This window comes from Luteibacter sp. NPDC031894, from assembly GCF_050273135.1.
Lineage (GTDB): Bacteria > Pseudomonadota > Gammaproteobacteria > Xanthomonadales > Rhodanobacteraceae > Luteibacter.
The window spans coordinates 377334-395066 of sequence record NZ_JBNNMV010000001.1 but is presented as its reverse complement, the minus strand read 5'-3'; the positions used below and the strand labels follow the sequence as shown (position 1 = coordinate 395066).

Sequence of the window (17733 nt, the reverse complement as noted above, 5' to 3'; positions counted from 1 at the left end):
CAGTTCACTCCGTCGACTTAGCGGTCGACTTCGCCGAAGACGAGATCGTAGGTGCCGATCATCGCGACGACGTCGGCGAGCATGTGGCCCCTCACGATGGCGTCGATCGAGGACAGGTGCGCGAAGCCGGGCGCGCGCAGGTGCACGCGGAACGGCTTGTTGGCACCGTCGGACACGAGGTAGCAGCCGAACTCCCCCTTCGGCGCTTCGACCGCGGCATACGTCTCGCCCGCGGGCACGCCGTAGCCTTCGGTGAAGAGCTTGAAGTGGTGGATCAGCGCTTCCATGTCGTTCTTCATTTCTTCGCGACTGGGCGGTGCGACCTTGTAGTTCTGCACCATCACCGGGCCAGGGTTGGCCTTCAGCCATGCGATGCACTGCTGGACGATGCGGTTGGACTGGCGCATTTCCTCGACGCGCACCAGGTAGCGGTCGTAGCAGTCGCCGCTGACGCCGACCGGGATGTCGAAGTCCATGTCGGCATAGGCGGCATACGGCTGCTTCTTGCGCAGGTCCCAGGCGACGCCCGAGCCGCGCAGCATCGCGCCCGTCATGCCCCAGGCCTGCGCCTGTTCGGGCGTGATGACGCCGATGCCGACCGTGCGCTGCTTCCAGATACGGTTATTGGTGAGGAGCGCCTCGTATTCGTCGACGCGCGCGGGGAAGTCGTTGGTGAACTCCGTGAGGTAGTCCAACATCGAGCCTTCGCGCCAGGCGTTCAGGCGCTTGAGGTCGCTGCCCTTGTGCCACGGCGACTCGCGGTACTTCGACATCTGCTCCGGCAGGTCGCGGTACACGCCACCGGGACGATAGTAGGCCGCGTGCATGCGCGCGCCCGACACCGCCTCGTAGACGTCCATCAGTTCCTCGCGCTCACGGAACGCGTAGAGGAACACCGCCATCGCACCGAGGTCGAGCGCGTTCGAACCGATCCACATGAGGTGGTTCAGGATGCGGGTGATCTCGTCGAACATCGTGCGGATGTACTGCGCACGGATGGGCGCCTCGATGCCGAGCAGGTTCTCGATGGCGCGCACGTAGGCGTGCTCGTTGCACATCATCGAGACGTAGTCGAGACGATCCATGTAGCCGATCGACTGGTTGAACGGCTTGGATTCGGCGAGCTTTTCGGTGCCACGGTGCAGCAGGCCCACGTGCGGATCGGCGCGGACGATCGTCTCGCCGTCCATTTCCAGCACGAGGCGCAGCACGCCGTGCGCAGCGGGATGCTGCGGACCGAAGTTCATCGTGTAGTTGCGAATTTCTTCCACGGCTTAATTCTCCCGCCAGTGGTCGGCGGATTCCGCCCTGGCCTGATCGAGGTCGGCGTCGTTGCGGATCGTGCGCGGCACCAGCACGCGCGGCTCGATCGAAACCGGTTCGTACACCACGCGCTTCTGCTCGGGGTCGTAGCGCACCTCGACGTTGCCGATCAGCGGGAAGTCCTTGCGGAACGGGTGACCGACGAAGCCGTAATCCGTGAGGATGCGGCGGAGGTCCGGATGGCCCTCGAAGATGATGCCGTAGAGATCGAACGCCTCGCGCTCGAACCAGTCGGCGCCCGGCCAGATCGGCGTGATCGACGGCACCACGGGGAACGCGTCGTCCTCGCAGGACACGCGCAGGCGAATGCGCTGGTTGAACTCGATCGACAGCAGGTGGATGACGGCGGCGAAGCGGCGCTGCTGTTCGACCTGGCGCGGACGCTCGTCCCAGGTGAAGCGGCCGACGGCCTGACCTTCGACGCCGCGCGAGAAGCTCTCGCCCTGCGCCGTGTCGGTGTCCCACTCGGACTTGCCGTAACCGAGGTAATCGATGCCGCATACGTCGATGATGGTGCCGAAGCGGAAGCCCGCTTCGTCGCGCAACGCCGTGGCGACGGAGATGAGGTCGCGCGGAGCCACCTCGGCGGTGACTTCGTTGCGCTCGACCTTCACGCTCAGCATGTCGCCGAAGCGTGCGGCGAGCCGTTCGACCAGCGAGGTCTCGTTGATAACGCTCATGATGCCCTGGCCCTTAGCGCGCGATCGTGTGGGTGCGGCGGATCTTCTTCTGCAACTGCAGGATGCCGTGGATCAGCGCTTCGGCCGTCGGCGGGCAACCCGGCACGTAGATGTCGACCGGCACGATGCGATCGCAGCCACGCACGACCGAATAGGAATAGTGGTAGTAGCCACCGCCGTTGGCGCAGGAGCCCATCGAAATGACCCACTTCGGGTCGGGCATCTGGTCGTAGACCTTGCGCAGCGCGGGAGCCATCTTGTTGACCAGCGTGCCGGCCACGATCATCACGTCGGACTGGCGGGGGCTGGGGCGGAAGATCACGCCGTAGCGGTCGAGGTCGAGGCGCGCGGCGCCCGCGTGCATCATCTCGACGGCGCAACAGGCGAGGCCGAAGGTCATCGGCCACATGGAACCCGTGCGCGCCCAGTTCATCAGCGCGTCGACGCTGGTGACGCCGAAGCCACGGTTGACCGCCGGCGCGTCGCCGTTCGGACGAATGATGTCGTCGACGAGGTTGAGCGGCTCCGGGTTGTGCATCACCCGGTCGATGCTGGTCATCACTCCCATTCGAGCGCTCCCTTCTTCCAGACGTAAGCGAAACCGACCACGAGCAGCGCGAGGAACAGCGCCATTTCAACCAGGGCGATGATGCCGATCTTGGCGAAGACCACCGCCCAGGGGAAAAGGAAGGCGATCTCGAGGTCGAAGATGATGAAGAGGATGGCGATGAGGTAGTAGCGCACGTCGAATTTCATGCGCGCATCCTCGAAGGCCTCGAAGCCGCACTCGTAGGGCGCGAGCTTCTCCGCGTCCGGACGCTGCGGACCGGCAAGCATGCCGATCACCAGGAGGGCGATGCCAAGGCCGACGGCGACGGCGATGAACAACAGGACGGGCCAGTATTGGGCAAGCACGATGCTGCGTACCTCCGCGCCTCGCTGGGCGCATCAGTGACCGTCGACGGGGACGAGCGGTCCGGCTAGTGACGCCGGAGCTTTTTTCGAATCGATCCAAACGGTCCGATCCGTGCCGGCACGACGGGCGCGCCAACGACTCCGGATATCCACAATCTCAGGTTGGGGAACCGATCTATTGTACCAGTGCGTGCAGGTATGCCGACAAGCCTTAATGACGGGGAAATGCCTTGCGATGGTGCATTCGCAAGCTTTTCACCCCTGCTGGACAGTGCGGCGCGGTGTCGCGCCGGTGGTCACATGGTCTGGGTCGGACGTTCCGAGGAGAGGGTTCCCGCGAGCAAGCCCTCGATCCGCTGCCGGGCGGCCTCGCTTTCCGGCGATTCGTTGAACTGGACGCCCACGCCGGCCGTGCGATTGCCCTGCGCGCCGACCGGGGTGATCCAGACGACCTTGCCGGCCACCGAGATGCGCTCGTTCTCGTCGATGAGGGTAACCAGGAGCGCCACCTCGTCGCCCAGGCTGTAGCGCTGAGCCGTCGGCGCGAACAGGCCGCCGGTCTTCAGGTAGGGCATGTACGAGATGTACAGGGAGTTCACGTCCTTGATCTTCAGCGAGAGGATGCCCTGTCGCGGCGAGGAGCTGGTGGCATTCATGGACGTTGGATTCCCTGGATTCGCGACCATGCTAGCTAGCCCACCGGCCGGGCCACAAGCCCGACCGGCTCGGGATCCTGGCCGGCCCAGCCATAGCGGTCGTAGATCCATGGCGTGGAGAGGTCCGCGGTGAGCTTGACGAAGGCAGGGCCCGGTGCGTCGCGCAGGGACAATATCCAATCGCCGCCTACCTGTTCGAGGGGCGCCTTGCGCCAAGGCCATGCCACGACGCCCTGCCCATCCGCCAGGACCAGCCGGAGGCGCGCACGGGAAAGCGGTCCCGGTCGCCAGGGTAGGCGCAGGGCTCCGGCACCCGGTGCCGGAGGCGGTCGGTCGAAACGTTCCGGCCGGGAGGCGATGCGGAGCATCCGCTTCCGGCTCAGGGCCATCTGGGTTTCGTGCTCGAGCACGGCGGCGAGTTTCGCCGCCTGGCGCTCCGGGTCCCGGTCCGGCACCAGCAGGTCTTCCGGGGCGGACCGCTCGGTGCCGTGCACCATGTAGGTGAGTACGTCGGCCATGGATCCGGCCGCCGCGAGCGCGAGCCGCGCCAGCACGTGGGCGGAACCATGGTCGGGGTGGCTGTCGCCGAGGTCGGGAATGACCACCAGGGTCGGCCTTACCCGCTCGAGTACGCGCCGTACGGCGCCTACGGCGGCAGCATGGCGCAGGCGAAGTTCTTCCGTGACCTGCATGTCGTGCCAGCCCAGCGCATGGAGGTGGTCGGCACCCACGCCAAGCCGTCCGAGCGCGGCCGCGACTTCGCCGCGGCGCCTCGCGCCCCAGCGCGCGCGATCCGCGGCCCCGACCACGAGACGATGCTCGAGCCAACGCTGCGGCCACGGATTGTCGTCGCCATCGGTCAGCAGGAGCACATCGGCCCGCCCGCCCGCCGCCAGCGTTCGCTGGATCAGCATGCCCGCGGCCAGCGACTCGTCGTCCGGGTGCGGAGCGACGACGAGGAGGCGGGTGCCACCGTCGATGACGGGATTGCGTGACAAGGGAAGCTCCTGGTGGATCGAAACGTCGGCTCGATTAAGACCGAAACCGCGATAAAAGCGCGTCAACGCCAGGCGGCGAGCACTTCCAGCAGCAGCAGGTCGGCCCTCAGCGGGCCACGCAGCGCGTCACGCGCGCGGTTCGCCCGGCCGTACCAGCCATCGAGCGCTTCATCATCGAGCTGGCTCTCCAGCGGTAGCGGCGCTCCTGAGGCCCTCGCCCGCAATTCGTCGGTCGCCGCCTGCGCGGCGAACCACAGGTAGCGCGACGGATCCGCGGCCTGCCAGCGCTTGACGACTTCCATGGGGTCGCCTCGTCCGGCGGCCAACGCCTTGAGGTCGTGTCGTACCTCGGCGCGCTGTTTCAACGCGCCGTCGGCCGCCCACGCACGTGCCATGCCGGGATTGCCCCCGGCGGCATCCAGTGCCGCGACGGCGTCGGCCACGCCTTGGGAGCGCAGCCAGTCCAGGGCGACCTCGCGCGGCGGAACCAGGAAATCGATGCGCTGGCAACGGCTGCGGATCGTCGTAGGCAACCGGGCGGGTTCGTCGGCGACAAGGACCAGCAAGGTCGACGGCGTCGGTTCTTCGAGCGTCTTCAGCAGCGCGTTGGCCCCCGCGGCGTTCATGGCGTCGGCCGGATCGATGGTCACCACCTGCCACCCGCCGAACTGGCTGGCCATCGACAGTCGCTGCGACAGGTCGCGAACCTGGTCCACGACGATCTCGCTGCGTGTGACGCCGTCCTTGCGCAGCCCGAAGGACAGCGCCACCAGATCGGGATGGCTGCCGGCATCGAGCAACTGGCAGGCGCGGCAGGTGCCGCAGGCGACGCCCTGCACCGGACGCTGGCAGAGCAGTCCCCTGACGAAGGCGGCGAGGAAGTCGCGCTTGCCCAGGCCCGCCGGCCCTGCCAGCAGCAGCGCATGCGGAAGCGCACCGCGCTCGCGCCGCGCTTGCAGGCGCGACCAGGCATCGTCGTGCCAGGGCCAGGGGCTCACGAAGTCGCCTCGGGAAGGAGCCCGGCGACGCCCGCAATGGCTTGCGCGAGGACATCGTCCTTCGACGCGCTGGCGTCCAGCAGGCGGAAGCGCGCCGGCTCCGCCGCGGCACGTGCACGATACGCGTCGCGCACCCGCTCGAAGAACGCGTCGCCCTCCACCTCGATGCGGTCGATCTCACCCCGACCCGCCGCGCGCGCGCGGCCGTCGCTCACGGGAAGGTCGAGCAGCAGGGTGACGTCCGGCTTCAACCCTTCGGCGGCCCATCGTTCCAGGTCGGCGATGCGTGCGATGGGTTGGCCGCGTCCGCCACCTTGGTAGGCATAGCTCGCATCGGTGAATCGGTCACAAAGCACCCAGCGCCCACCGGCCAGCGCAGGCTCGATCACCTGGCGCACCAGCTGCGCGCGCGAGGCGAACATGAGCAGCAGCTCGGCCTCGGCGCAGAGTTCGTTGTTGCCGGCGTCGAGCACGACGGCGCGCACGGCCTCGCCGACATCGGTGCCGCCCGGTTCGCGGGTCACGACGAGGTCGATACCCTGCTCGCGCAGGTGCGCTTCCAGGCCGCGCAGCAACGTGCTCTTGCCGGCGCCTTCGCCGCCCTCGAGGGTGATGAATCGTCCGCGCTGGTGGTTGGTCACTGGCATCGCTTCAACTGGTAGCAGGCCACGGCCCGGTTGTGTTGTTCCAGGGTCGACGAGAAGACGTGGCTGCCATCGCCGCGCGCGACGAAGTACAGCTCTTTCCCTTCCGCCGGATGCAGCGCCGCCTGGATCGCCGCGCGACCCGGCAGGGCGATCGGCGTCGGCGGTAGGCCGACCCGGGTGTACGTATTGTAGGGACTGTCGGTCGTGAGATCGCTGCGGTGGATATTGCCCGCGTACGCCGAGCCCATGCCGTAAATGACGGTCGGATCCGTCTGCAGGAGCATGCGCAACTGGAGGCGCCGCACGAACACGCCGGCGATACGCGGCCGCTCGTCCGCCCTGCCCGTCTCCTTCTCGACGATGGAAGCGAGGATCAGTGCCTCGTAGGGCGTGGCGAGTGGAAGGTCCTGGGCGCGGCCGGTCCAGGCGGCGTCCAGCGTCTTCGTCATTGCCACGTAAGCGCGCTTCAGGATGCTCGAATCGGTGTCGCCTTTCACGTAGGCATACGTTTCAGGAAGGAACCGGCCTTCCGGATCGTCGCCTTCGGCGCCCAGGCGCTTCATCAGTTCGGCACCGTCGACGCCCGCCGTGTCGTGCGTCAGCGTGTCTACCGCCGCCAGCGCACGGCGCAGGTCGCTGAAGGTCCAGCCATCGACGATCGTGAAGTTGCGTTGCATGACCTTACCCGTCGCCATGTCGGCAAGCAGGTCGCGCGGTGTCATGCCGGGTCGCAACGCATATTCGCCCGCGTGCAGGCGGCCGGATGCCCGCATCTGCATCGCCAGCAGGCGCCAGTAAAGCGGCGAGCCCCGCGTCACCTTGCGCGCGCGCAAGTCGCGCACGATGTCCTTGAACGAAGCACCGCGTACGACGTCGATGCTTTGCCCGGTCGAAGGAACGGCCAAAGGCGTGCCGGCGAAACGGGCCCAGTCAAACCACAGCCAGGAGCCCGCGGCGATCGCCGCGATCAGTACCACCAGCAGGATGGCCCGCCCCAAGGCGATGCCGCGCATTTTCATCGATCCGGACCCTCGAAACCTGTTGGCGACGACAGGCCGATACCGCGCCAGTGCGCCTGCAAGGCGCGGGTGACGGGTCCGGGCTGCCACGTGCGGGTCGCGAAAACCCGGACAGGGAGGATGCCGCGAACCGCCGACGTGAGGAAGACCTCGTCGGCTTCCGCGAGTCGAGCCGGGTTCAGCCGGACCTCCGCCACGTCGCGCACCGCGAGCACTTCCGCGCGCGCGACACCGGCAACGCCGCAGCGGTCCACCAGCGGCGTCACCAGCGTGCCCGAAAAAACGGCGAAGAGGTTGGCGGCGGTGGCGCAGACCAGGTCGCCAGCGGTGTCCAGCATGAGGCCTTCGCCAATGGCGGGATCGTCCCACTCCGCGCGCGCCATGACCTGCTCGAGGCGATTGAGATGCTTCAATCCGGCGAAAAGGGGCTGGATCGCCAGCCGGGTGGCGCAGAGGCGCACCGCCACGCCATCGACGCTCGCGGACGTATCCAGGACCAATGGCGCCAATGGCGCAACGGACACCGCGAGCGTCGGGCGCGGCGCCGGCGGGGGTGCGTAGCCACGCGTGCCGGTGCCACGGGTCAGCGTGATCCTCGCCGCGGCATCGTCGAGACCTTCCGCCAGGCGGATCGCTTCGTCCCGGATGGCCGACATGTCGGGCAGCGGCAGGCGCAGGCGCTCACAACCGAGCGCGAGGCGCGCTTCGTGACGCGGCCAGAGTGGCGCCCGCCCGCCGACGATGCGCAGCGTCTCGAAAAGGCCGTCGCCGTAAGTGAAACCGCGATCCGTGATGGACACGCGGTCCGACGCGATGAAATCGACGGAGACGCGCGTCGTCATGCCAGGCCGAACACGCGGAGCAACCCGCGCGCCTTCGCCCGGGTCTCTTCCAGCTCGCGCTCGGGTATCGAATCGGTGACGATGCCCGCGCCGGCGCGCAGCGAGACAGTCGCGCCGTCGACCGACAAGGTGCGGATGAGGATATTGAGGTCCATGTCGCCATTGTCATCGAGGTAGCCAAGCGCGCCGGTATACGCTCCGCGCGGCTCCTGTTCGAGCGCCCCGATGATCCCCATGCAACGCACCTTCGGGCAGCCGGTGATCGTGCCGCCCGGGAACGTGGCGGCGATCACTTGCCCCGGCGTCACGCCGTCACGCGCGCGCCCGCGCACATTCGAAACGATGTGGTGCACGTGCGCATAACTCTCCACCACCATGAACTCGTCCACCGACACACTGCCCGGTACGCATACGCGGCCGAGGTCATTGCGTTCGAGGTCGATCAGCATGACGTGTTCCGCGCGCTCCTTCGGGTGCGTGACGAGTTCGCGCACGCGCGCGGCGTCGTCGTCGCCGGCGACGCGCGGGCGCGTCCCCGCGATCGGCCGGGTCTGCAGCACACCGTCGCGCGACGCCACCAGGCGTTCCGGCGACGAACTGACGACGGCCCAATCCGCCTGTTGCAGCAAGCCGGCGAAAGGCGCCGGGTTCGCCGCACGGAGGGCGCGCATCAAGCTGGCCGGTGACGGCGCATCGGCAAAGCGCGCCGTCCAGCGGCGCGAAAGATTCACCTGGAACACGTCGCCCGCATGCAGGTGTTCGTGCACGCGCCGCACGCCGTCGAGGAAGCGCGAGGGGTCGTCCTCGTCGACACCCAGCGGCATCGCAAGCACCTCGTCGGGCGTCGCGGCATCGAGGTCGGCGGCAAGGATGTCCAGCCACGCTTCGGCCCCCTCTTCCGCCACGAGCACGGTGCGCTGCTCGACATGGTCGACGATGGCGGCGGCGGGTGCGCGCAGTGCGAAGGCGACGGGGGTCGCGCCACCCGAGGTCGGCAGATGCAGGCTCGGTTCGATCTGACCGACGAGTTCGTACGCGAGGTACACAACCCAGCCGCCATGGAATGGCAGGCCGTCGTCGACACGCGGACGGCGATGCGTGTCCCATGCGGCGTCGAGGGCGTCGAGGAATGTGCCGGACTGGACGTCACCGTCTTCGTTGCGCGTCGTGCCGTCGGCCGACAGCGTCAGCGATTCGCTTCCCGCGACAAAGAGCATGTCGAAGCGCGCCTGCGGCGTACCTGTGACGGCGCTGGCGAGCAGCGCGGCGTAGCGCCGCGGATACGACGCGGCCGGCGCGAGGAGATCGCGCCGGCCGCTCAGGGTTCGCGTGACGAATGCCAACGCGTCAGACGCGACGGAAAACGAGCGTGCCGTTGGTGCCGCCGAAGCCGAACGAATTCGACATGACGACATGAAGGTCCGCCTTCTCGGCCTTGTTCGGCACGAGGTCCATGCCGAGGGCTTCGACCTCGGGATCGACATGCTCGAGGTTCATCGTCGGCGGCATGACGCCGTCGCGCAGCGCCAGGATGGAGAAGATCGCCTCCACGCCGCCTGCCGCGCCGAGCAGGTGCCCGGTGACCGACTTCGTGGAGCTGACGGCGAACTGGCCCTTCTTCGTGGCGTGCTCGCCGAACACGTTGCGGATGGCCTTGGCTTCGCCCAGGTCACCCACCGGCGTCGACGTGCCGTGCGCGTTCACGTACTGCACCTCTTCCGGCTTCAGGCCGGCATCGTGCAGCGCGTTGCGCATGGCCAGTTCCGCACCGTCGCCGCTGGGAGCGGTGATGTGGTACGCGTCGCCGCTCATGCCGAAGCCGATCAACTCGGCCAGGATGGTCGCGCCGCGGGCCTTGGCGAACTCGTACTCCTCGAGCATGAGCATGCCCGCGCCATTGGACAGCAGGAAGCCATCGCGACCGGTATCCCACGGACGGCTGGCGTGCGTCGGATCGTCGTTGCGCGTGGACATCGCCTTGGCCGAGCAGAAGCCCGCCATGGCGGTTGGGGTGGTCGCGAACTCGGAACCGCCCGCCAGCATCGCGTCGGCGTCGCCGTACTGGATGAGGCGCATGGCCATGCCGATGTTGTGGGCGGCCGTCGTGCAAGCCGACACCAACGCAATGTTCGGGCCCTTCATGCCGTGGTAGATCGACAGGTTGCCGGCCACCATGTTGATGATGGAGCTGGGCACGTAGAACGGCGACACCTTGCGCGGACCCTTGTCGCGCAGTTCGATCGCGGTGGCCTCGATCGTGTGCAGGCCGCCGATACCGGCGCCCGCCGCGACGCCGATGCGCCCCGCGTTCTCGTCGGTGACCTTCAGGCCCGACTGCCGGAACGCGTGCGTGCCGGCGACGATGCCGTAGTGGATGAACGGGTCCATCCGCTTGAAGTCCTTCGCGATGGCGCGCTTCTCGTCGTCGCCCGCGTCGGAGCCGACGAAGTACGCCTCGACCGGATCGAAGTCGTGCACTTCGCCCGCGATCTTCGTCGCGTACGCGGTGGCGTCGAATTCGCTGACGGGGCCGATGCCGCTATTGCCCTCAACGACATTCTTCCACGCGGTGGCGAGGTCATTGCCGACCGGCGAGATGATGCCCATGCCGGTCACTACCACACGTCGCTTACTCATGCGTTCTCATCCTTCACTTGTTCCGCGCAAACCATACGCGGGCGCAGGTTGCGTTAGACGCAAACGAAAACTGCGCCATGACGGCGCAGCTTCCGTGTCGCTCGGAGATCGACGGGAGGCGACGCCTCCGATCGACAACCAGGGCAATCGATCAGGCCTTGACGTGGGCCTTGATGTAGTCGACCGCCTGCTGGACCGTCGTAATCTTCTCAGCTTCCTCGTCCGGGATCTCGCACTCGAACTCTTCTTCGAGGGCCATCACGAGCTCGACCGTATCCAGGGAATCGGCGCCCAGATCGTCAACGAACGACGCGTTGGTGGTGACTTCATCTTCCTTGACGCCCAGCTGCTCGACGACGATCTTCTTGACGCGTTCTTCGATGGTGCTCATGTTGCCTTTACCTCCCGAGGGAAAATCCGGCGGCATTGTAGTGGCTAAGGACCGTACCCGCCAGCATGCCGCCATCACGTTGATGACGCCCGCCGATGCCGGCAAGGCGCGAAATGACGATTGTCTCTCAAATCCGGGCCGGTGGCGACTGCCACCCGCCCGGGATGCCCGTCGATCAGGGCATGTACATGCCGCCGTTCACATGCAGCGTCTCGCCGGTGATGTAGCGGGCCGCCGGCGAGGCCAGGAAGGCGACCGCCTCGGCGATGTCCACGGCGTCACCCAGGTGGCCCAGGGCGATACCCGCCAGCAAGGCCGTCCGCTGCTCTTCGGGGAGCGCGCGCGTCATGTCGGTATCGATGAAGCCCGGCGCGACCACGTTCACGGTGATGCCGCGCGACCCAATCTCACGGGCCAGCGATTTTGAGAAGGCGATGATGCCCGCCTTGGCCGCCGCATAATTGGCCTGGCCGGGATTGCCGGTGACGCCGACCACGGAAGCGATGCTGACGATGCGGCCCTTGCGCGCCTTCATCATGCCTCGCATCACGGCCTTCGACGTCCTGAACACGGACGTGAGGTTGGTTTCCATGATGGCGCTCCAATCCTCCTCCTTCATGCGCATGAGGAGCTGGTCGCGCGTGATGCCCGCGTTGTTCACGAGGATCGAAACGGCCCCCGCCTCCTTCGCGATGGCGTCGACCAAGGCGTCGATCGACGGCGCGTCCGTCACGTCGAGGACGCGGCCGTGGCCGCCGTGGGGAGCCAGCCGCTCGCCGATCGCCTTGGCGCCGGATTCACTGGTGGCCGTGCCATAGACGGTGGCGCCGAGTGAGGCGAGACGGTCGGCGATGGCGGCACCGATACCGCGGCTGGCACCGGTGACGAGGGCGATCTCGCCCTGCAGGGTAGAAGTCATGGGGAATGTCCTGTGGTGGGGATCAGGCGGCAGCCGGCGCCAGGGCCGCTTCGAGCTCGTCCGGCGTACCGATGGCCTTGCCGTCGATCGATTTGTCGATGCGCTTGACCAGGCCGGTGAGCACCTTGCCCGGGCCGCACTCCAGCGTCTGGACGATTCCTGCCGCGGCGAGCGCCTGCACGCATTCCGTCCAGCGAACCGGCAGGTAGAGCTGGCGCATCAGGGCGCCACGGATGTCGTCGACCGAACCATGCACCTTCGCGTCGGCGTTCTGCACGACGGGGATGGACGGCATCGACCAGGCGAGCGCGGCCATGCGCTCACCCAAGCGGTCTGCCGCGTCGCGCATGAGCATGCAGTGCGAAGGCACGGAAACGGCAAGCTTGATGGCCTTCTTCACGCCCAATTCGGCGAGTCGGACCACGACGCGATCCACCGCCTCGGCATGGCCGGCGATGACCAGCTGGCCCGGCGAATTGAAGTTCGCCGCCGCGACGACCTGCCCCTGCGCCACTTCCTCGCATACCTGGGCGATCTGGGCGTCGTCGCCGCCAAGGATGGCGGCCATCGCGCCGACGCCCGGCGGCACAGCCGCCTGCATCAGGCGGCCGCGCTCGGCCACGAGGCCGGCGGCGTCCTTCAGGGTGAGGGCGGAAGCGGCGACCAGGGCGCTGTATTCGCCGAGGCTATGGCCCGACAACAGTGCCGGCATGCGGCCGCCCCGCTTCACCCAGACGCGCCACACCGCGATGCTGGCGGCCAGCAGCGCGGGCTGGGTGTTCTCGGTGCTGTCCAGGAGCTCCTTCGGGCCGTCCTGGCTGATCGACCAGAGGTCCACGCCGGCACCTTCGGACGCTTCGTCGAAGGTGGCGCGGACTTCCGGATGGACCGCCGCCAGTTCGGCGAGCATACCGACGGACTGCGATCCCTGGCCGGGAAAGACGAAGGCGAGCGAGGCGCTGGATGAGGTCATGCGAGACGATTCCGGAACATCAAACCGCGAATGGTGCCGGAAGCCTGGAGCCAATGCACCATTCGCGGGAGTTTGGAAGACTCCTCAATAACGCAGCAGCGCCGAGGCCCACGTGAAGCCGCCGCCGAACGCCTCGAGCAGCAGGTTCTGGCCGCGCTGCACCTTGCCCGAACGCACCGCGTAGTCGAGCGCCAGCGGCACGGAACCGGACGACGTGTTGGCGTGCTTGTCGACCGTGACGATGACGCGGTCCATCGACATGTTCAGGCGCTTGGCCGTCGCCTCGATGATGCGGAGGTTCGCCTGGTGCGGAATCAGCCAGTCGATCTCTTCCTCCTTCATGCCCGCGTCTTCGAGCGTCTCGCCCACGAGGGAATCGAGCGTCTTGACCGCGACCTTGAAGACTTCGCGACCGAGCATGCTGATGCGCACGCCATGGTTCGGCTCGTCCCTGAAGCCGGCGGACACGCCGACCGGGTTGAAGAGCAGGTGCTTGAAGCCGCCGTCCGCGCGCATGCGCGTGGTGAAGATGCCGGGCTCGTCCGAGGCTTCCAGCACCACGGCGCCGGCGCCGTCGCCGAACAGCACGCAGGTTTCGCGCTCGGTCCAGTCGACCATGCGGGTCAGCGTCTCGGCACCGATCACCAGGGCCTTCTTCGACTGGCCGCTGCGCATGAAGGCGTTGGCGACGCCGAGCGCATAGACGAAGCCGGAACAGGCGGCGTTGACGTCGAACGCGGCGCAGCCGTTCGCGCCCAGGCGGTGCTGGACGAGGCAGGCGGTGGACGGGAAGACGATGTCGGGCGTGGTCGTGCCCAGCACGATGAGGTCGATCTCCGACGCCTTGACGCCGGCCGCCTCGAGCGCGCGTTGCGCGGCGAGGAAGGCGAGGTCGCCAGTCGTTTCACCGTCGGCCGCGATGTGCCGCTGGGTGATGCCGGTGCGCGTGCGGATCCACTCGTCGCTCGTGTCGACGATCTTTTCGAGATCGGCATTGGTCAGCACTTTTTCGGGAAGCGCGCTGCCGGTACCGATGATGCGGGCGTATTTCAGAACCGTATCCCCATGAGACGGAGGATTCACCCGGGCTGCGTGGCTTGCCCGGGACCGGATAAACCATATGCCACAAACGCAAAACGGCGCGTTGCCGCGCCGCCTGCGTTGTGATCGTCCCTATGAGGGAGATCAGTCCTCGACTTCGACCGCGCCGCGGGTGTCGATGACCTTCTTGCCACGGTAGAAGCCGTCCTTGGTCACGTGGTGACGCAGGTGGACTTCACCGCTGGTCGGATCGGTCGACAGCTGCACGGTCTTCAGCGCATCGTGCGAACGACGCATGCCGCGGGTGGACGGGGTCTTGCGGCTCTTGGCAACTGCCATGACAAATCTCCAGCGAAATTACTTTATGAGTCCGCGGAGTGCCGCGAACGGGTTTTCAGATTTTTCCGGCGAGGGAGTGTCTTCCTCGCCGGGTCCTGTTACATCGTCGGGCAACACGTAGTCCGGGTTCACCGGCACCAGCGGAAGCGCCAACAGCAATTCATCCTCGATCGTCGCGACCGGATCGAGCTTGCCGTCCTGTTCGACCAGCAACGCCTCGTAGCCGGGGGGCAGTGACGCCTCCTCGCTTTCCTCGACGATCAGTCCGAGACGGGCATCGACATCCACCGGCAGCTGGAACGGTTCCAGCGAACGCTGACAGATGACGGTCAATGCTGCCTTCGCGCGTACGGCCACATAGGCGATACCGAACTCGTCGCGGCCGAAATCCAGCGCATAGGTTACGTCACCTTCGGTGGACGCGACCACCTCGCCCAGGCGCGAAAACGCCGACACGGGGAGTTGACCCTGGAACGAACGCCGCGCACGAACCTCGCGCCAAGCGTCCACGGACGATGGCAATGTCACGGACATAATCGGGAAATGGTAGGCATCAACATGCCTGAAGTCAACCGGTTAGGAGAAATGACAGGGCGACCCGGCACTTTTGCGCGGCGCGACGACTTTCGGGCAGACTCCCGTCCCTGGGGCCAGTTTGCCGCCGCAGGCCCATCGAGGGGAAGAGTCCGCGTGTTTTCCTATGCCTATTATGCACTTGCCGCGACGATCGCCCTCGCCGTCGGCCTGTGCGCGTGGACGCTGCGCCACCAACGGTCACGACGTCGGCACGGCGCCCTGCAGGACCTGATGGACAACGCCGACCGGCTCGAATCCGATCTCAAGGACTGCCGCGACCGGCTCCAGCGTGCGCACGCGGTCATGTCGGTAAGCCCGGACATCCCCGCCTCCGGCGAGGTCGAAGCGCAGCAAGCGGTGGATTCGGGTCTCCGCGCACTCCTTCAGCAGCGCCTCTGGATCCGCGATCGGGCGCCCGGTGCGAGCCAGCGCGAGCTGGACGAAGCCGTCGATGCCCTCGTCCGCGCCCGGCACCAGCTCGAGCCGCGCCTGCGCGCGCTGGACGACGCGCAAACCGCCCTGGACACCGCCGTCCGCGAGCACATCCACAAGGAATTCTGAGCGTGTCGCCCCAGCCTACCGTCGTCCTGGCCTCGACCTCGCGCTACCGCGCCGCCCTCCTGCGCCGCCTCCTCGACCACTTCGAGCAGGCGGCGCCCGGTACGGACGAAGCGCCACTCGTGGGTGAGCGACCCGCGGCACGCGCCGCCCGACTGGCCGAAGCCAAGGCAAGGGACGTCGCGGCGACGCATCCCGGCGCTATCGTCATCGGCTCGGACCAAGTGACCGATCTCGACGGCCGGGTGCTCGACAAGCCCGGCACCGTGCACACGGCACACGACCAGCTGGCCGCCAGCTCCGGCCGGGACGTGGTCTTCCACACGGCCGTCTGCGTCATCGACCTGGAAGGCGACGCGACCACGCACGTCGACGAGACGCGCGTCCGCTTCCGCGACCTCTCCACCGAGGACATCGCGCGTTACGTCGAGCGAGAGCGGCCGCTGGACTGCGCGGGGAGCTTCAAATGCGAAGGCCTCGGCATCGCGCTGTTCGAGCGGATCGACAACGAGGATCCGACCGCACTGGTCGGCCTGCCGCTGATCGCGACATCGCGCCTGCTGCGCGCAGCGGGCGTCGTTCTGCCATAGCGGGACTCGCTTAGGACTTACCGCGCCAGGGATGCCCGGTACGCTGCCATCCAGACGATGCAGTCGTCCGGGTTGCCGGCGGGACCGCGAGACGCCTTCGCCCTGCCCTCGTACAAGGCGAAGCGGCGGCGCCCGCCGAACGCGTCCACGCGCCCCACCGGTTTCTCGACATCGACGCGCGCACAAACCGACCCGAGCCAGTCCCGCGCTTCGACGTCGTGCAGCTTCGACTCATCCACCACCAACAGGATGCGCTTTCCCGCCTGCTTCGCGAGGCCAGCCTCGTCCCAACGCCACGCCGCCAGCTGCGGCGCGCGGCCGTGCTTCACGTTCAACGGGCTGTCCAGGGAAAACACCGTCCGTGATCCACCGAGCGCGAAGCGCAGTTCGGCGGCGAGCATGAAGTTGTCCGCGACGAGGATGGCGTCCGGCGTCACCGCCAGGCGTGCTTCTGCGGCCGCGGCACTTTCGCGCCACCCCGTGAAATTCGTGGGAAACGCCTTCACACCGGCGAGCGCGGTGGCGCCGTGCGCGGAAGCGGCAAGACCGAGGTAAGCAAGGCCCGATGCGAGACCGACGCCCGCCAGCACGAATCCGACGTACACGATGCGCCGCCAGGTCTTTCCCGACCCCCGCAAAAGCGGCGGCAGCGCCACGCAGGCGACGAGGTAACCCGGCAGAGGCCAGTGCGCCCGGAAGCGGAGGTCATCGGCGAACAAGCCGAGGACGAAGTACGCCACGATGAAAGTCCCCGCGACAACGGCTACGACGTCGAACGACGCCTCGGTCCGGCGGCGCCACGACTGCCAGACAGCCCACAGCATCGCCGCCCAGGCCAGCGGCGTGCAGGCGAGCGCCTGTTCGAGCGGTTGCACCAGCGCATCGGCGTGGAACGTCCAGGGATTCCTTTCGACCAGTTGGAAAGCGAGGCCGGCGCCGTGTGCGCGCAGGTTGTAAAGCACGATGGGCAGCAGTCCCAACGCGGCGATGCCCATCGCCAGCCACAGTCCGGGGCGCCGCCACTGTGCCCGCCCGCGCGGGGTGAGCAACAGGAACAACAGGCCACCGAGCATCGGCATGGCCGCCCGGTAGTGCGTCATCCATGCCATAGCAAGGCCGACGCCCAACAGAGCCCAGTCGCGCACGCGATCCCGCTCGAGCGCGACCAACAGGCCTTGCAGCGCGAGGAGTATGGCGAAGGTCAAAGGCACATCGGGCAAGGCGAGCACGCCGAGACTGCCTGCCAGCGGGAGGAGCGCCGCGAAGCTCGCAGCCTGCCAGCGCACCGCCTCGTCTCCATGGCGCGCGGCGAGCGCACCGACCTGCCAGGGCAGGATCGCACCGAGGATGAGGAACGGCAGGCGCATGGGCAGGAGGCCATGTCCGAGGGCGCTTTCCGAAAGTGCGATCAGCCACGCGGTCAGCGGTGGGAGGTCGCTATAGCCCCATGCGGGCACGAGGCTTTCCTGCCAATAGAACGCCTCGTCACCGAAAGGCGACAAGGTGCACGCTATCACCAGCTTCGCGACGCATGAGGCGGCGAAGACGGCGAGAAAGATGCCTCGCCAGGATCGCGCAGGCACGGCTACACTCGAACGCTCACTCATCGACATGGCCAGGACGGGGGGCAT

The 17733-nt window shown here is 67.4% G+C and carries 21 protein-coding genes; 2 read left to right on the top strand and 19 right to left on the bottom strand.

Annotation, left to right across the window (positions count from 1 at the left end):
• Positions 1-17: 17 nt before the first annotated feature.
• The 18 genes from ACQKIE_RS02060 to ACQKIE_RS01975 all read right to left on the bottom strand — a co-directional run bounded on the left by ACQKIE_RS02060 (position 18) and on the right by ACQKIE_RS01975 (position 14834).
• Positions 18-1247: an NADH-quinone oxidoreductase subunit D gene (locus ACQKIE_RS02060; protein WP_427456777.1), complete on the bottom strand. Its 1230-nt coding sequence runs from the start codon at positions 1245-1247 to the stop codon at positions 18-20.
• Between the two features lie 27 nt (positions 1248-1274).
• Positions 1275-2003: an NADH-quinone oxidoreductase subunit C gene (locus ACQKIE_RS02055; protein ID WP_427455267.1), complete on the bottom strand. Its 729-nt coding sequence runs from the start codon at positions 2001-2003 to the stop codon at positions 1275-1277.
• A 13-nt stretch (positions 2004-2016) separates the two neighbouring features.
• Positions 2017-2571, bottom strand: coding sequence for a NuoB/complex I 20 kDa subunit family protein (locus tag ACQKIE_RS02050; protein WP_427455265.1), 555 nt, complete (start codon positions 2569-2571; stop codon positions 2017-2019).
• Positions 2562-2918, bottom strand: a complete 357-nt coding sequence (locus ACQKIE_RS02045; protein WP_427455263.1) for an NADH-quinone oxidoreductase subunit A — start codon at positions 2916-2918, stop codon at positions 2562-2564. The genes ACQKIE_RS02050 and ACQKIE_RS02045 overlap by 10 nt, the downstream gene beginning before the upstream one ends.
• Positions 2919-3214: 296 nt before the next feature.
• Complete coding sequence (locus tag ACQKIE_RS02040; protein WP_427455261.1) at positions 3215-3574, bottom strand: PilZ domain-containing protein; 360 nt, start codon at positions 3572-3574, stop codon at positions 3215-3217.
• Between the two features lie 35 nt (positions 3575-3609).
• Positions 3610-4572, bottom strand: coding sequence for a PIG-L deacetylase family protein (locus ACQKIE_RS02035; protein ID WP_427455259.1), 963 nt, complete (start codon positions 4570-4572; stop codon positions 3610-3612).
• Between the two features lie 62 nt (positions 4573-4634).
• Positions 4635-5570, bottom strand: a complete 936-nt coding sequence (gene holB / locus ACQKIE_RS02030) for a DNA polymerase III subunit delta' (protein ID WP_427455257.1) — start codon at positions 5568-5570, stop codon at positions 4635-4637.
• The gene (gene tmk / locus ACQKIE_RS02025; RefSeq protein ID WP_427455255.1) at positions 5567-6217 is read right to left on the bottom strand and encodes a dTMP kinase; all 651 of its coding nucleotides are present in this window, start codon (positions 6215-6217) and stop codon (positions 5567-5569) included. Before tmk ends, holB begins: the two co-directional genes overlap by 4 nt.
• Positions 6208-7230, bottom strand: coding sequence for an endolytic transglycosylase MltG (gene mltG, locus ACQKIE_RS02020; RefSeq protein ID WP_427455253.1), 1023 nt, complete (start codon positions 7228-7230; stop codon positions 6208-6210). Before mltG ends, tmk begins: the two co-directional genes overlap by 10 nt.
• A 2-nt stretch (positions 7231-7232) precedes the next feature.
• On the bottom strand, positions 7233-8078 hold the full coding sequence (gene pabC / locus ACQKIE_RS02015; RefSeq protein ID WP_427455251.1) for an aminodeoxychorismate lyase: 846 nt from the start codon (positions 8076-8078) through the stop codon (positions 7233-7235).
• Entirely contained in the window at positions 8075-9421 is a 1347-nt protein-coding gene (locus ACQKIE_RS02010) for an aminodeoxychorismate synthase component I (protein ID WP_427455249.1), read from the bottom strand. The genes pabC and ACQKIE_RS02010 overlap by 4 nt, the downstream gene beginning before the upstream one ends.
• Before the next feature lie 4 nt (positions 9422-9425).
• Complete coding sequence (fabF, locus tag ACQKIE_RS02005) at positions 9426-10715, bottom strand: beta-ketoacyl-ACP synthase II (RefSeq protein WP_427455247.1); 1290 nt, start codon at positions 10713-10715, stop codon at positions 9426-9428.
• Between the two features lie 151 nt (positions 10716-10866).
• Positions 10867-11106: an acyl carrier protein gene (acpP, locus tag ACQKIE_RS02000; RefSeq protein ID WP_046968734.1), complete on the bottom strand. Its 240-nt coding sequence runs from the start codon at positions 11104-11106 to the stop codon at positions 10867-10869.
• A gap of 175 nt (positions 11107-11281) precedes the next feature.
• On the bottom strand, positions 11282-12025 hold the full coding sequence (fabG, locus tag ACQKIE_RS01995) for a 3-oxoacyl-ACP reductase FabG (protein ID WP_427455244.1): 744 nt from the start codon (positions 12023-12025) through the stop codon (positions 11282-11284).
• Between the two features lie 22 nt (positions 12026-12047).
• Positions 12048-12998 (bottom strand): ACP S-malonyltransferase, encoded by a 951-nt coding sequence (gene fabD / locus ACQKIE_RS01990; protein ID WP_427455242.1) that lies wholly within the window; start codon positions 12996-12998, stop codon positions 12048-12050.
• Positions 12999-13082: 84 nt separating this feature from the next.
• Positions 13083-14051, bottom strand: a complete 969-nt coding sequence (locus ACQKIE_RS01985) for a beta-ketoacyl-ACP synthase III (RefSeq protein ID WP_427456775.1) — start codon at positions 14049-14051, stop codon at positions 13083-13085.
• Between the two features lie 132 nt (positions 14052-14183).
• Positions 14184-14378 (bottom strand): 50S ribosomal protein L32, encoded by a 195-nt coding sequence (gene rpmF / locus ACQKIE_RS01980; protein WP_072321355.1) that lies wholly within the window; start codon positions 14376-14378, stop codon positions 14184-14186.
• Between the two features lie 18 nt (positions 14379-14396).
• Positions 14397-14834, bottom strand: coding sequence for a YceD family protein (locus ACQKIE_RS01975; protein ID WP_427455239.1), 438 nt, complete (start codon positions 14832-14834; stop codon positions 14397-14399).
• Between the two features lie 234 nt (positions 14835-15068).
• On the opposite strand from ACQKIE_RS01975, the gene ACQKIE_RS01970 reads away from it, so the two are divergent.
• Together ACQKIE_RS01970 and ACQKIE_RS01965 are read left to right on the top strand one after the other, a co-directional pair.
• Positions 15069-15515 carry a hypothetical protein gene (locus ACQKIE_RS01970; protein WP_427456773.1) on the top strand — a complete coding sequence of 149 codons (447 nt, stop codon included), beginning with the start codon at positions 15069-15071 and terminating at the stop codon, positions 15513-15515.
• Positions 15509-16102 (top strand): Maf family protein, encoded by a 594-nt coding sequence (locus ACQKIE_RS01965; RefSeq protein ID WP_427456772.1) that lies wholly within the window; start codon positions 15509-15511, stop codon positions 16100-16102. Before ACQKIE_RS01970 ends, ACQKIE_RS01965 begins: the two co-directional genes overlap by 7 nt.
• A 17-nt stretch (positions 16103-16119) precedes the next feature.
• Here the strand turns inward: ACQKIE_RS01965 and ACQKIE_RS01960 are convergent, their stop codons facing one another.
• Complete coding sequence (locus ACQKIE_RS01960) at positions 16120-17733, bottom strand: ArnT family glycosyltransferase (protein ID WP_427455237.1); 1614 nt, start codon at positions 17731-17733, stop codon at positions 16120-16122.